The 13,743-nt window shown below is 68.2% G+C and carries 11 protein-coding genes and 3 pseudogenes; 5 read left to right on the top strand and 9 right to left on the bottom strand.

What is annotated here, in order from left to right; translation table 11 throughout:
• Positions 1-51 precede the first annotated feature (51 nt).
• The 3 genes from ACGFT2_RS06265 to ACGFT2_RS06255 form a co-directional block, all read right to left on the bottom strand.
• A complete protein-coding gene (locus ACGFT2_RS06265) occupies positions 52-1,704 on the bottom strand; it encodes a M4 family metallopeptidase (RefSeq protein ID WP_393274032.1) in 1,653 nt (550 codons plus the stop codon).
• Between the two features lie 275 nt (positions 1,705-1,979).
• Entirely contained in the window at positions 1,980-2,882 is a 903-nt protein-coding gene (locus ACGFT2_RS06260) for a hypothetical protein (RefSeq protein WP_393274030.1), read from the bottom strand.
• A 4-nt stretch (positions 2,883-2,886) separates the two neighbouring features.
• Positions 2,887-3,492 (bottom strand): papain-like cysteine protease family protein, encoded by a 606-nt coding sequence (locus tag ACGFT2_RS06255; RefSeq protein ID WP_393274028.1) that lies wholly within the window; start codon positions 3,490-3,492, stop codon positions 2,887-2,889.
• 281 nt (positions 3,493-3,773) lie between these two features.
• Here ACGFT2_RS06255 and ACGFT2_RS06250 point away from each other — a divergent pair, with 281 nt between their 5' ends.
• The 4 genes from ACGFT2_RS06250 to ACGFT2_RS06235 all read left to right on the top strand — a co-directional run bounded on the left by ACGFT2_RS06250 (position 3,774) and on the right by ACGFT2_RS06235 (position 9,508).
• Positions 3,774-4,715 (top strand): hypothetical protein, encoded by a 942-nt coding sequence (locus tag ACGFT2_RS06250; protein WP_393274025.1) that lies wholly within the window; start codon positions 3,774-3,776, stop codon positions 4,713-4,715.
• A gap of 294 nt (positions 4,716-5,009) precedes the next feature.
• On the top strand, positions 5,010-5,960 hold the full coding sequence (locus ACGFT2_RS06245; RefSeq protein ID WP_393274022.1) for a hypothetical protein: 951 nt from the start codon (positions 5,010-5,012) through the stop codon (positions 5,958-5,960).
• Positions 5,961-6,219: 259 nt separating this feature from the next.
• The gene (locus ACGFT2_RS06240) at positions 6,220-8,205 is read left to right on the top strand and encodes a S8 family serine peptidase (RefSeq protein ID WP_393274021.1); all 1,986 of its coding nucleotides are present in this window, start codon (positions 6,220-6,222) and stop codon (positions 8,203-8,205) included.
• A 685-nt stretch (positions 8,206-8,890) separates the two neighbouring features.
• A complete protein-coding gene (locus tag ACGFT2_RS06235; protein WP_393274018.1) occupies positions 8,891-9,508 on the top strand; it encodes a hypothetical protein in 618 nt (205 codons plus the stop codon).
• A 9-nt stretch (positions 9,509-9,517) separates the two neighbouring features.
• Here ACGFT2_RS06235 and ACGFT2_RS06230 read toward each other — a convergent pair.
• The 5 genes and pseudogenes from ACGFT2_RS06230 to ACGFT2_RS06210 form a co-directional block, all read right to left on the bottom strand.
• A pseudogene (locus tag ACGFT2_RS06230) lies at positions 9,518-9,903 on the bottom strand (transposase); the annotation flags it as partial.
• Positions 9,904-10,998: 1,095 nt separating this feature from the next.
• Complete coding sequence (locus ACGFT2_RS06225; RefSeq protein ID WP_393274017.1) at positions 10,999-11,325, bottom strand: DUF1048 domain-containing protein; 327 nt, start codon at positions 11,323-11,325, stop codon at positions 10,999-11,001.
• Position 11,326: 1 nt separating this feature from the next.
• A pseudogene (locus ACGFT2_RS06220) lies at positions 11,327-11,635 on the bottom strand (DUF1048 domain-containing protein); the annotation flags it as partial.
• A gap of 169 nt (positions 11,636-11,804) precedes the next feature.
• Positions 11,805-12,049: pseudogene (locus tag ACGFT2_RS06215) on the bottom strand (transposase); the annotation flags it as partial.
• A gap of 63 nt (positions 12,050-12,112) precedes the next feature.
• Complete coding sequence (locus ACGFT2_RS06210) at positions 12,113-12,490, bottom strand: hypothetical protein (RefSeq protein ID WP_393274014.1); 378 nt, start codon at positions 12,488-12,490, stop codon at positions 12,113-12,115.
• A 250-nt stretch (positions 12,491-12,740) separates the two neighbouring features.
• Here ACGFT2_RS06210 and ACGFT2_RS06205 point away from each other — a divergent pair, with 250 nt between their 5' ends.
• Entirely contained in the window at positions 12,741-12,896 is a 156-nt protein-coding gene (locus ACGFT2_RS06205; RefSeq protein ID WP_393274011.1) for a hypothetical protein, read from the top strand.
• Positions 12,897-12,983: 87 nt separating this feature from the next.
• Here the strand turns inward: ACGFT2_RS06205 and ACGFT2_RS06200 are convergent, their stop codons facing one another.
• The gene (locus tag ACGFT2_RS06200; protein ID WP_393274009.1) at positions 12,984-13,457 is read right to left on the bottom strand and encodes a hypothetical protein; all 474 of its coding nucleotides are present in this window, start codon (positions 13,455-13,457) and stop codon (positions 12,984-12,986) included.
• Positions 13,458-13,743 lie beyond the last annotated feature (286 nt).

The following is a 13,743-nucleotide window of genomic DNA, read 5'->3' as shown; positions in this document are numbered from 1 at the left end:
CACCCGGGAGGAGCCCCCCCCGGGTGCCGCCCGTTGCCGGGGCGGGTGCCGCTAGGCGACGTTGACCGCGGACCAGGCCGCGGCGACGGCCTTGTACTCGGTGCTGGTGGAGCCGTACAGCGCGGACGCCGCGTTCAGGGTCGCCGTGCGGGCGGCCTTGTAGTTGGTCGTCGACGTCATGTACGTCGTGAGCGCCTTGTACCAGATCTGCAGCGCCTTGGCGCGGCCGATGCCGGTGACGGTGGAGCCGTTGTAGGTCGGCGAGTTGTAGGTCACGCCGTTGATCGTCTTCGAACCGCTGCCCTCGGCGAGGAGGTAGAAGAAGTGGTTCCCGACGCCGGACGAGTGGTGCACGTTCAGGTTGCCGACGCCGGAGGACCAGTAGTCCGCCGAGTTGCCGTCCTTGCTGGGCTTGTCCAGGTAGCGCAGCGGGGTGCCGTTGCCGTTGTAGTCGATCTCCTCGCCGATGAGGTAGTCACCGGTGTCGGAGGCGTTGCCGGCGAAGAACTCCACGCCCGTGCCGAAGATGTCCGAGGTGGCTTCGTTCAGGCCGCCGGACTCGCCGCTGTAGTTGAGGCCCGCGGTGTTGGCGGTGACGCCGTGGCTCATCTCGTGGCCGGCCACGTCCAGCGAGGTCAGAGGGTGGGTGTTGCCGCTGCCGTCGCCGTAGGTCATGCAGAAGCAGCTGTCGTTCCAGAACGCGTTCTTGTAGGCGTTGCCGTAGTGGACGCGGGAGTAGGCGCCGACGCCGTTGTTCTTGATGCCATTGCGACTGAAGGTGCTCTTGTAGAAGTCCCAGGTCTCCTGCGCGCCGTAGGTGGCGTCCGCGGCGGCCGTCTGGTCCGTGGGGGAGCTGGAGGCCGCGCCCGTGCCCCAGACGTTGTCGGCGTCGGTGAACAGGGTGCCGGTGCCGGAGGTCCCGCGCGCCAGGTTGTAGGTCTTGTGGCCGCCGCGCGAGGTGTCATAGAGCTGGAACGTCGAGCCCGACAGGTTGGTGTTGAGGCCGACGGTGCCGGAGTACAGGCTCTTGCCGGTGCCGGTCGCGTTCTCGATGCCCTGGTACTCGAAGAGCTTCTTGCCGGTGGCGGCATCGGTGACGACGTGCAGCTGGTTGGGGGTGCCGTCGTCCTGCAGGCCGCCGACGACCGTCTCGTAGGCGAGGACGGGCTTGCCGGAGCCGGCCCAGATCACCTTGCGGGCGCCGTCCGCGGTGGTCTTGGCGGAGCCGAGGGTTCTGGCGGCGGACACCGCCTGCTTCTCGGCCTTGGCGGCGGAGACCTGCGGCTTGAGGGATGCCTTGAGGACCGCCTTGTTCGCCTTGGTGACGCCCTCGGTCCTGCCCGACTTGGCGGTGTGGACGATCAGGTCGCCGCCGAGCACCGGGAGGCCCGCGTAGGTGCGCTCGTAGCGGGTGTGGAGGGTGCCGTCGACGTCCTTGACGACGTCCTTGGCGACCAGCTTCTCCTTGGCGCCGAGACCTATGTGCTGCGCGGTCTCGGCGGCGCCGGCCTGAGCCTTCTGGAGCAGGGAGGTGCGGGCCGCGGTGGATAGCGCGGTCGGGGCGGCGGCCAGGGGCGTGGCGGCGGGTCCGGCCGGGGAGGCGCTGGCACCGGTGGTCAGACCGGTGGTGAGGAGGGCTCCGGCGGCGACGGCGGTGGCGATGGCCAGAGTGGTGCGCTTGTGGCGCGTGTAGAGGGGGCTCACAGAAGCTCCTTCGTGGGGGAGTCCGGTCAGCGTGGGGTACTGGCCGGAGAGTGTGGCGTTGAGAAGTTGCTGTGCTGCGGCGGTGGAGAGAGAGTGACGTCAATGGCGCGTACATGTCAGGACCCTGAAGTGATGTTGGCCGAAAATCGACTCACGCCGGGGTTCAAGAGCCCTGGGGTTGCTGCGAGTCGGCCTGAGCGTCAGGGCTCCAACCAGCGCAGGGAGCAAGCTGGTGAAGCTAAACGGTCACTGCACCAGTAGCGCCAGGAGTCTGGTCAGCGGGCCTGCAACAGGCGTCGGGCGGCGAAGGCGCCGCCTCCCAGAGCGGCTACCGCGATGGCAAGGAGCGTCGTCCCGGTGCTGTCGAACATGGGAACGCTGTCGCCGGTTGCCGTGGTTTCGGCGGACTTGCCGGGTGTCTCGATCTCGGCCGACTTGTTCCGCGCTGCGACGGCGTCGGAAGCCGCGTTGCCGAATCCGCCGGCCATGCCCTTCTTGTCGTAGGACGAGCCGGGCATCTTGTGGCCGTAGGCGCTGTGGACATGCCGGTAGTAGGCGGCCAGCGATGTTCCGGAGGCGCCGACCACGGCACGCGCCTCGGTGTTGAGCGGGAGGATCTCGTCGCCGCGCACGGTGTACCAGGCGTTGATCTGCGGCTCGCGGAAGACCGTGCCCTTGCCGTGGGCCTTGGCGGTGTAGTCGGTCTCGTTGGTGCCGCTGGCAATGTTGACGACCTGCCAGCCCTTGGCTGTCGGGGCCGTCTGCACGGTGGCCGTCTGGCCGGTCGGGGAGACCACGTCTGTGGCGACGAAGGACGGCTTGGCGACCGGTGCGCCGGCCTCTCCGGCCACGAAGGCGGGGTTCAGCGAGCTGACGGTGACACTACGGCCGACGACGCGAGGGGTGGTCTGCCCCTTCTGGGCGGCGTGTGCGGTGCCGCGTACGGGAGCGTGGGCGAAGTACTTGCCGAGAACGGTGATGGTGCTGTCGGCGGTGGCGGCCGCCCGGGCCGCGGAGAGTTGCGCGGCCGTGTAGGTCTGCGGAGCGCGTGCGTGGGGGGCGGCGGAGGCGGTCGTGGTGGCGAGGCCGAGTGCGGCGACGGCCAGCGCTCCGGCGCTGAGGGCGCGTATCGGGGAGGAGTTGCGCGTCACGGCGGTCCTGGGGGTCTGGGTGGTCATCGGGTCACGCTCCGATTCCGTAGAGCGTGTGGGTCCAGGTGAATTCGTTGTTGTCCTGGTAGTAGCTGTAGGACGCCCAGTTGTAGCGGTTGTCGTCGGGCCACGGGTCGCCCCAGTAGACGTAGTTGGTGGAGGTGTCGTAGCCGTAGAGCACCTCCATGTGGCCGCCGCCGGAGGACCACTCGATGCGGGTCTGCACGGGGCGGTCGTAGTTGATCTCGCTCTGGAGCCTGGAGTAGCTGACAGGGCTGCTGATGTATGTGCCCGGGGCTATGCCCAGCCACCGGTACGCGGCCTGGTCGTTGGCGAGGGTGGCCTGGTTGTTGGGACAGGTGGTGCCCTGGGTTCTGCCGAAGGCGGCGTTGCAGAAGCTGTTCTGCGACACGGAGTGTCCCTTGTACGCGGCGATGGAGGCGCCGGTGGCGGCCCAGCACCAGTTGTCCTTGCTCTGCACCTGCTCGGTGAAGTCGAGGACTTTCTTGGTGCCGGCGGCGGATGCGTCGATGGCGGATACGGCGGTCGACGAGAGGACTGCGGCCAGCAGGAGCGACGATGCGGTCAGTCCGCGCCGCCACCGGGACAGGCCCGGGCGCTGTGAGTGAGGTGCCATGAAACCGGTTCTCCCTGAGGGGGGACGGAGAGTGGGGAAGTGTCCGGACGCTTCCTAGTGGGGAGAGAGCGTCCGAACGCTTGCCGACGAGAATCACGTCATGACGAGCCACGGTCAACGTCCTGCCTCGGCTGCGACATAGGTGATGTGAACAGCGGCCCCCTTGGTTGTGAACACGATGGCCTACACTCACCCTCCCTGGCCTGCCGCCCCGGGCTCGGCCCGAAGGCGAGAGTGAATATCCACATACCTGCCCCAGGTGCAGAAGCAGGAGGAAGCGGATGGTTCTCCCGAAGAGTCGGACCGCAGGCGACCGTACGGAAGGTGAGACTCACCTGCAGGAAGCACTGCGCACGGGGCCGTTCTCGCTCGCTCTCCACACCGCGCTGTCCGCCCGCGGCCTGGCTCTGCACCGGGTCCGGGAAAGGCTCTCCGAGCGGGGGATCAACGTGGGCGTCACGACGCTCAGTTACTGGCAGCGCGGCATCCGCCATCCGGGCCGGCGGGAGTCACTGCGCGTGATCACCGCCCTGGAAGACCTCCTCGAGCTGCCCGGAGAGGCGCTGACCCAGTTGCTGGAGCCGCGTGACACCACGGGGCTCCCCGCCGGCCGCCGGTACAGCACGCTGGTCGGCTCGGGCATCGGCGACCTACTGGCAGAGCTTGAAGCACCGCAGGACGGCGGACTGCACACCGTCATGCAGACCGAGAGGGTGACCATCGACGCTCACCGGCGGCTGGCCTCCCGCGAGTCGCAGCAGGTACTGCGCGCCCACCGCGACGGCGTGGACCGCTACCTGGCCGTCCACGTCGGCGAACACGGCTGCGCGGCCGAACGTGTGGAGGTGACCGGGCTCGTGAACTGCCGTCCGGGCAGGGTGCGCCGGAACCAGGAAGCCGGCCTGGTAGCGGCAGAGCTGCTCCTCGACGCCCGGTTGCGGGTCGGCGAGACGACGATGGTGCGCTACCGCTTCCAGGACGGTACGGGTGAAAGATCCCAGGAGTACTCGCGCGCCTTCCTGTTCGCCGGCAGTCCGTACGCCCTCCAGATCACCTTCGACCACACCGCACTACCGGTGAGGTGCCGCAGCTTCACCCAGACCTCGGTCTCCGTGCCGCCCACGTTCACGGCGGAACTCACACTCAACGCTCACGGCACCGTGCACCTCTTCGACCAGGAAGCGGCTCCCGGCCTCCTCGGCATCTGCTGGGACTGGGAGTAAGGGGCATCACGGAAAGACGACGACCTTCGCAGGACACGGCCTCGAGTGTCAGCGGGGATGCTGGTCACGATGACAACGGGGGAAGCCAGGTGCCGTCGGCGGTCACGTCGACGGCCCCGCCGGCCCCGCACTGCGATCGAACATAAGAGGCTGCGCCCGGCCGGACGGCGGCCATACTGCTCTCGGGATCGAGAAAGGGTATGTCGGCTTGAGATCGTCGAATGGTCTGCGCCTCATGCCGGGCAGCCCGTAGACGAGCTGGCCGCGCTGCGGCCAGTGGAGGAGGCTTCCACCGTGACACAGCCGAACCATCCGGCCTCGGCTGACCGCGAGCTGGCCCGCATTCTGCGATCGGGCCCATTCGACCTAGCAGTCAAGGCAGCGGTGCGCGCGAGCGGACTCAGTCTGGAACGCCTCGTCCACCGGCTGGCCACCAGAGGGATTCACGTCAGCACGTCGAGCCTGAGCAACTGGCAGACCGGCCGCAGTCGCCCCGAACGGGCCGAGTCCGTACACGCCCTGCGAGCGATGGAGCAGATCCTCGGTCTGCCCCAGGACGCGCTGATCCAACTGCTGGGTCCGCGCAAACCGCGTGGGCGATGGCTGGACCACGCGCACGGGGTCGTGTCCTACGATGCGATCTTCGACGACCACGCGCGTTTGACCCGCATCATGACCACCGGTGATTTCGTCCATCCGGACCGCTGCACGTATCAGACCGTCGAGGACCGCATGACGCTCGACAGTGACGGTGTGGTGCGCCGCATAGAGGTGCGCAACCTGGTGTCGGCGCTGGCCGATGGTGTGGACGGGTGCGTGGTGTACTACCGCGCCGACGACGACAGCCACCCCGACGTACGCCCCGTCGACGGTTGCCGGTTGGGACGCACCCGGGTCGACCGAGAGTCCGGTTACCTGGTCGCGGAACTGCTGTTCGACCGCCAGCTCAACCGCGGCGATGTGCACTTGGTCGCGTTCGACCAGCACTTCACCGCTGCTCGCGTCCGCCCAGAGACAAGTGATCACTACTACAAGGCGTTTCGGTCACCATGCCGCAGCTACCTGCTGCGCGTAGTCTTCCACCCCGACGCCGTCCCGGTACGCCTACGCTCGTTCCGCGCGAACCGGTGGGGTGACGAGCCGACCAAGGAGCAGACCCTGCCCTGCTATCGCAACCGGGTCACGCACGTCCACACCCCCGACGTCTCGCCAGGAATCATCGGCGTGCGCTGGGAATGGAGTTGAGACCGTTCGTCCCGGCAAACTTGGCAGCCATTTAGAACGGGTCCCGCAGGGTGCCGGGAACCGGGCCCCGCGTCGCCTCCTCCGCTGAGCTGCCACCGTGTGACGCCCCGCTCTCCCGCCACCGCTCCCGCCACCGCTCTCGCCACAGTTTTGAGGCTCGGCCACACTTTTGGCGCACGCTGGCGCAGACCGATCACAGCGGTGATTTCAGCGGCTACTTTCTGGTCCCTTCACCCATGCCGTTCGATCGGAGCTGGAGATGCCCCTGCACAGTTCTTTCTTCCGTCGGGTGGCCGGCACGCTGGCCACCGCTCTGGCGGCGGGCGTGATCAGCCCAGCCATCGCCTCCGCCGCCCCCCCACCCGCGCCCCTGTTCTCGTCACCGAAGGCGAATGAGGTTCCCGGCAGGTACATCGTGGCCCTCAAACGCCCCGACCAGGGCGGTCCGTCCCTGGCTGCCGACGCGCTTGCGGAGCCGCTGGCCGTCGCCCGTGACAGGGGCGGCAAGGTGCGGCGCCACTACACCACCGCGCTGCGCGGCTTCTCCGCCGATCTGCCCGCAGCGGCGGTCGACGCGCTGCGCCACGACCCGCGGGTGGCCTACCTGCAGACCGTCCGCGTCCACCACCAGGCGGGCGGCGCGACGCAGGCCGCCGGTGCCGCGCAGGACAACGCCCCGTGGCACCTGGACCGCATCGATCAGCGCAACCTGCCACTGAACCGCGTCTACGACCCGCCGAACGACGCCTCCGGGGTCAACGTCTACGTCCTCGACTCCGGGGTGCGAGCCACCCACACGGAGTTCGAGGGACGCGCCAAGGGCGTGTACACATCGATCAATGACGGCAACGGCACCAATGACTGCCACAACCACGGCACGTTCGTCGCCAGCCACATCGCGGGCAAGACCTACGGCGTGGCCAAGAAGGCCAACATCAAGGCCGTCCGCATCCTGAACTGCAACAACTCGGCGACCACCGAGCAGATCGTCGATGGGATGGACTGGACCGCCAAGAACGCCACCAAGCCCTCAGTGGTCAACATGAGCATTGAGAGCGACAAAGGCGTGGCCGACCAAGCGATGGACGACGCAGCCAAGGGCATGATCGACAGCGGCCTGCTGCTGGTTCTGATCACCGGCAACTTCAACAAGGGCGACTGTCAGAACTCTCCGAAGGATCCACGCGCCATCATCATGGGCGCTTCTACCCGGACCGACTCCCGCAACACCAGCACCAATGCCTCCAGCTACGGCTCGTGCACAACGGCGTTCGCACCCGGGGCCGACGTGACCGGCGCGGGTAAGGACAGCGACACCCACACCCTCACCGGGTGGTACGGCACGTCCTTCGCCGCGCCGCTCGCGACGGGCACGGTCGCACTGGCCTTGAAAAGCAACCCCGCACTCACTATGGCACAGGCCAAAGACCTCATCGTCGCCAACTCCACCAAGAACGTCCTGAGCAACATCGGTACCGGCTCGCCCAACCGTCTGCTCTACGTCGGCGGGGTGACGCCACCCGGTGACGCCCCCATCGTGACCGACCCGGGCCCGCAGAACACGGCAGTCGGCACCGCGGTATCGCTGCAGATCAAGGCTTCCGACCCGCAGAACGACCCGCTGACCTACGCGGCGAGCAGTCTGCCCGCAGGACTGTCGATCAACGCGGCCACCGGCTTGATCACCGGTACTCCCACCACCGCAGGCAGCTCCACCGTCACCGTGTCGGCGAAGGACCCCGGCAACCACACCGGCTCGACGACCTTCACCTGGACGGTCGGCACGACCGGGGGCTGCACCTCGAAGCAGCTGGTGGGCAACCCGGGGTTCGAGGCCGGCCGTGCCCCATGGACCGGTGACCTGCACACGATCGACCAGTTCCCCGAGAAACCCGCCCACACGGGGACACGTGTCGCCTGGCTGGCAGGCTACGGCTCCGCGCACACCGAATACATCGCGCAGCCCATCACCATACCCGCCAACTGCAAGGCCACGCTGAGCCTGTACCTGCGCATCGACACCGCAGAACGGGAGAACCACGCGTACGACCAGATGACCGTCTCGATGGGCGGTACGACGCTGGCCACATACAGCAACACCGACGCGGGACCCGGGTACCTGGAGAAGGTACTGGACGTGTCCTCGTTCGCGGGCCGCTCGATCACGCTCCAGTTCTCGGCTACCGAGGACGAAGCAAACCAGACGAGCTTTGTCATCGACGATGTGACCCTCACCACCCGGTGACCGGCTGATGCGTAGAAGGGGCGCGACCGTCAGACGGGCGCGCCCCCCGGCACCGGCCCGTGCGCTCCTGGCCCGCCGGTCCGCCGCCGCCCGACCGCGTCGTACCGGTTCGGTGCTTCCCCGGCCCGTGGGTCTGGCGCTGTCGCCGAGGCGGATTGACGCCGTAGGCCGCCCAACGGCCGTCCACTGGTAGGCGGGGGCCGCTGCGATCGTGCCAGGCCGAACTCGCCATCGCCCACTCGCGGGGCGCGCCGCCGCCCAGGCGCAACGGGCCGGGAACGTCTCCTTCTGGCGGCGGCGAGAAGCGCCGCGGCATGACAAGGCGTATGGCACGCATGCGGTCTGCCCCCGGGAGGGTGGGAAAGTACGCGGGACCATTGGAGTGGCGAGCGGTCGGCTCTCCCCATCCTTCGGAGGGCATTGCGACCCCACACAAGCATGCCCGCAGGGGTGTGCCGAGTCATTCGCAGGTTGTGCGGTCCGGCGTTCCACGCCCCCGGCCGCTCCTCCGAAGGCCGTACGCCCACCGCACGGCGCGCCGAACGGCTGGTGCCCCGCTCCACCCTCGGGCTCCTGGCCGGCGGCACGGGAACGTGGGGCTGCCGCCTCCGCCGGGGTCGCCCCCGAGACGCTCGCCGCAGCGTCCGGCCGGGGAGTATCCGGTCTGCTTCGAAAGGAAGCAATCATGCTTAACACCATCGCCCCGCACATCCCCGAGGCGCGCGCCGCGCACTGCGGGTACTCCGCCTTCCCCGTGCGCGTGGCTCCTCTGCTCACTATGCACCTCACCGTGATGCGGGAGTACGCGGCGGCCCGCAGCCATGTTGCGGTCTGGGCCGACACCGCTAAGCAGGTCAACGAGGCCATCGCCGCCGTGTGCTTCGCCCAGGTCGGACATCGCCGCAAATACCGTCGACTCGCGAGCCGTGTCACGCTGGACGCCATCCTGGCGTACGAGAAGGCGTACGCCGCCTCCCTCTCACGCGACGAAGCGGGCTACTGCCACCCCGAGTCCGGCGCGGAGTTCCCCTTCGCCGTCTCCGACATCGGCCGCGCCGCCGCCGGCCTCCTCGGCAGCGAGTGGGCCGCAGTGTCCGAATGCTGGGGCGTGCGGGCCAACCTCCAGACCGACAGTGAGAGCCACGCCTACACCCTCGCCGTCACCGACAGCGGAGTTCTACACATCGAGACCCTATCCGAGGCACACCACATCAACCTGGCCGGAGTGTGGCCCAGCGACGGTCTCGTCGACATCGCCGCCCGCGTCGCCGACACCATCCGCGAACTCCGCAAGGGCAACTAAGAGCGTGTCCTACATGGTCAGGCTGAGCAGTCGTGTGTAGCAGCAGACGGCCGCGGCAAGGGCGAGAAAGGCCAGGTAGTTCCTCGGGTCCCGTTCGTAGCGGGGGTTGAGCCGGCGGTAGCCGGACAGCCAGGAGATGGTGCGCTCGATCACCCAGCGCCGGCGGCCCAATCGCTCGCTGGACTCGATACCTTTGCGGGCGATGCGCACGCCGATGTGCTTGCCTCTCAGTCATCGTCGCAGGTGAGGGATGTCGTAGGCCTTGACCGCATGCAGGCGCTTCGGCCTGGAATCCCTCGCGTGCAGTTCGTGTCCCATGTGGAAGTGGACAGCATCGGCTTCAGGGCGAGGCTGTCGTGGGTGTTGGCCGCGGAAAGCCCGACCCGTAAAGGCAAGGGCCAGCCGATGAGGTTGTGCCGGGCCAGATAGGTGCGCATGCTCTGGTACTCGGTGAGCGTGCACGCCCAGGACTCCTCCCGGGGGTCAGCCGGGATGGCAGGCTCAGGCCAGTTCTCCGGCGGCGGCATCAGCTCCTCAGCCGCGTGGGAGAGCTTCTTACGGCGCGGGCCGCGCACGAACAGGGTGACCGTGTCCGGCTCCATCACCGCCTGGTGCACCATCGAGTCGCCGATCGCGTACGCGCTGCCGGGCCGCTCCACGGTCACGATGCCCGGCGCGAGGTCCGCGCCCCTGAACGGGCCGCTCCAGCTGTCGGTGCGCCGCCGTACGACGTGCACGTACCCGCCGGTGAGGATGCGCGTGGCGAACGCGTAGCAGTGGTCGTGTGGGACGCGCTGGTTGTCCGGTCGGGGGTTCATGTTCAGGCGGATCCCGAAGCCGCGATCCGGGGCCTGGTACAGACAGCCGGTTGAGGAGCAGCGTGACACGGCTCGCGGCAAGGCGCTCCGGGTTATAGACGACGTCGTTGGCGAGCTGGGTGAGGAGTTCACGGTCGCCTGCGAGGTGGTCCAGGACGGCGCGGCTGAACCGCTGCACCTGCCCCAGGTCGTCCGTGTCCAGCGGTGGGACGTCATCGAGCCATGACGCGGTTGTCATCAGCACGGTCCACCTGCCGGGGTGAGGGCGTCCTGTTCGAGGTTGCGGCGGGGGCGCTGCGTGAACACGGCGCAGGTGACTCCTGTGAAGGTGGCCCCGGGGACGTCGGCCGGCCCGTGGTGGCGAGGAGCTGCACCGTGGCTTCGCTGCCCTGCGTCGCGCACAGCGTGCCCGGGTGCACGGCGGAGAACTCGCCCGAGTTGAAGGTCCGTGCGTACACAAAGTCGTGACTCCAGCGACGTCCCCGACGTCGCCGTGTCGGCCGTGCACGACTGGCACGCGCCCCTCGCCGCTCGCGTCCGCCCGACGCGGCCGCACATCTGCGAGCGCTGGCCGACCACCACGAGCACGACCGGATCGACGCGCAGGAGCCGACCTCACCATGAATCCCGCGTGGTGTTACCCGGCAGCGTCGCGAACCGGTCCGGCGGCTGTCACTTCCTGGCCGCGCCGGGTTCCCCGCCAATGGATTCCTGGTAGGCATCCGCGTAGGCGGGAGAATCCTTGATCAGGTCGTCGCAGAACGCGGCGACGTCGGTGCCGATGAGTTCCAAGACTCCCTTGCCCGCGGCGACGCCCTCCTCGAAGAAGTCTACGAGTCCGGGGAGGAGAGAGCCGTCGGACAGGCTGACCGGTCCGACCTTGAACAGGTACTTCTGCATCTCCTTGTAGACGATCTGGTAGTCCGGCGGGAGTGCCTTGACCCGGGCCACGTGCGCCCGCCACTGTTTCTTGCCTTCGATGATGTCTTGGATGCTCACGTCAGCCTCCCAGCCGGCTCAGTTTCCGTGCGACGTTCCTGTTCAACTGCTCGCGCCACCGGTCGCGATGAGTACGGGCCCCTGTTCCGCCGGCCAGCGCCGTACAGAAGCCCTGGATGTCGTCGCCGAGCACCTCGTGGACGCTCTGCCCGTCCGCTGCCGACACTTCGAGCAGCCTCAGGGCGGAGTCGAGGATCGGTGTCAGGTTGCGGCCGGTGAAGTCCCCGTAGGGGAAGAGGTGGGCGACGATCCGGTCCCACGCCTCCCGGTAGTCGTCCGGCAGGGCCTCGACCCGGGCTCCGAACGCCTCGGATGTGCCCCACCCGGCGGATTCTCCGTCAAGTTCAGCATGTTGACGTGCAACGGCCCATCCATCAGCTCAACCGATGGGCGGCTGTTCTTGGCTGCGGCAATGGCCGCTGCTGTTTCCGGACGCCCGTGGCATGGTGGTGAGCTCGGTTGATGGTGGAGTCCACCTAGACCGTCCACTCCAGACGGCCGACCGCATCGTCACGGACCTGCACGTGTTCCAACACCGGGCCCACAGGCCGAGGCCTTCCCACCGCGCAAACCGCTCGTAGACCGTCTGCCACGGCCCATAGCGCTCCGGCAGATCCCGCCACGGAGCCCCGGCCCGCAAGCGCCACAGCACCCCATCGATGACCTGCCGGTGATCACGCCAGGGTCGCCCCCGACCATCGAGCACCGGCAACAACGGCGCTATCCGCTCCTACGCCGCATCCGTCAACTCGCCACGACCAGCCGCGAGGCGAATGATCGCTTGTGGCTAGTCGCCCACGAACCACAGGTAGCTTCCTGGCGTTGCCGCACAGGCTTCAAGAAGTGCGGCAAGGTCGAGAAGAGCTGCCCTCTGCTGCTCGTCGCCGCAGTTCTTCGCCAGGGCAGCGGCTTCTTCGCCGGCCACGTGAGCCTCTTGCTCGTTGAACAGCGTGTCGCCGTACGGATCCACCCAGGCGAGCTTGCCCGAGCCGTGGCGGTCAAGCCCGCTCAGCGCCCGCGCCAGCGCTTCCCCGTGTTCGTAGGACCCCCGCAGCAACGTGGCTCGGGACGACCCTTTTCGCACAGGACGCCCCGAGTGAAGCTCAAGCTCGATCCCCATGACCCCTCCGTCAAGCCTCGGATACCTCAGCTTCGCAGAGATCATTTGTCAGACAATCCCGAGGTGCGCGCCCGGTCCTGGCCCCAGCGACCGGGGGGGCTGAGCGGTGCGGCAGCCCTCCCCCCAGCATCTCTGCCCGTGGGCTCGTCGCCACGGAACCGGCTGCCCCACGCCACGCCCCGCGGCCCCGGGAATGCGAGACGGGTCACAGCCCTAGCGTCCAATCGTGGACGACGGCGCACCCCTCCCGTGGGCATGATCAGCTCTTCACCCACGACCAGGAGGGGGTACCGCTGTGCCGATCCTGTGGCAGATCACCACCTGCACCGCACCGTCGACCGTCGTCGAACGCCGCTCCCGGGCGCGTGACCGGCCGGTGGACTACCGGCTGGAGGTCTGCCGGCGCCACCGGTGGCTGGCGGACGGCTGGACCGGGCGGCGCGGGCCCTGAGGGCGCTGGCGGCCGGTGCGGCACCGTCACGGACTACCGGTCCTTCGCCGCGATCGTGCAGCAGGCGTCTGAGCACGATCCGACTGGCTATCGAACTGGCCCGCACTCATCGACGGTCACGGTCGGCTCTGACAGGAAGACATCCCGGTCGACGGGGCCGTAAGCGATGTTGAACGTGTCGAGCCAGTACGACCATCCGCGGATTCCCAGGGCGCTGGTGAACCGGTAGTTCAACTGCCAGCGGACCCACTGTCCGGGACGCAGCCGAACTGCCGGCGGCCTGCGCGACCGAGGCGGCAACCCGAAGAGCGGCTCCACACGAGCGAGTACTCGGAGCCGATCACCTTCGTCCCGCAGGCTGACACCGACCTCGCGACGGTCCTTCTGGCTCGAACGTGGCTCGAAGCCGTCACGTTCGGACATCTGGACGAAGTGGGCAGACCCGGAGGGCACCTGGGGCAAAGAGAAGCCGACCGGCGCCGCGTTCCTGCGGGCAGCGGCCTCCCCGCCCCGAGACTGCTTCGTCCAGGACGTCTTGATCCATTGCACCGTGATGTCCACTGCACCTGCCTTTCGCCGAGAGCCTACGGTCAACATCTGCTTGACCTCACCCAGGTTCCGACGCAACTGCCTGCTGCCAGTTCTCAGCAACATCCCAGAGGGTCAGAGACCCCGACCTCTCTCCGAAACCGCCTACAAGTGCTCTCCGATCTCACCTACGCAGCCACTGGTGCATAGCCACCGCGCCCCCGGTCGCCCGGGTCGGCACCCGCGCACGACCCACGTCGTGCGCGGGTGTGATCGGTCACTGGTGCGGGGCCGGCAAGTCGCCGTCTGGTTCAGGCTG

The sequence above is a fragment of the Streptomyces sp. NPDC048514 genome, assembly GCF_043199955.1.
Classification (GTDB): Bacteria; Actinomycetota; Actinomycetes; order Streptomycetales; family Streptomycetaceae; genus Streptomyces.
The sequence above is the reverse complement of the archived record's forward strand: the minus strand, read 5'-3'. Positions and strand labels throughout refer to the sequence as shown.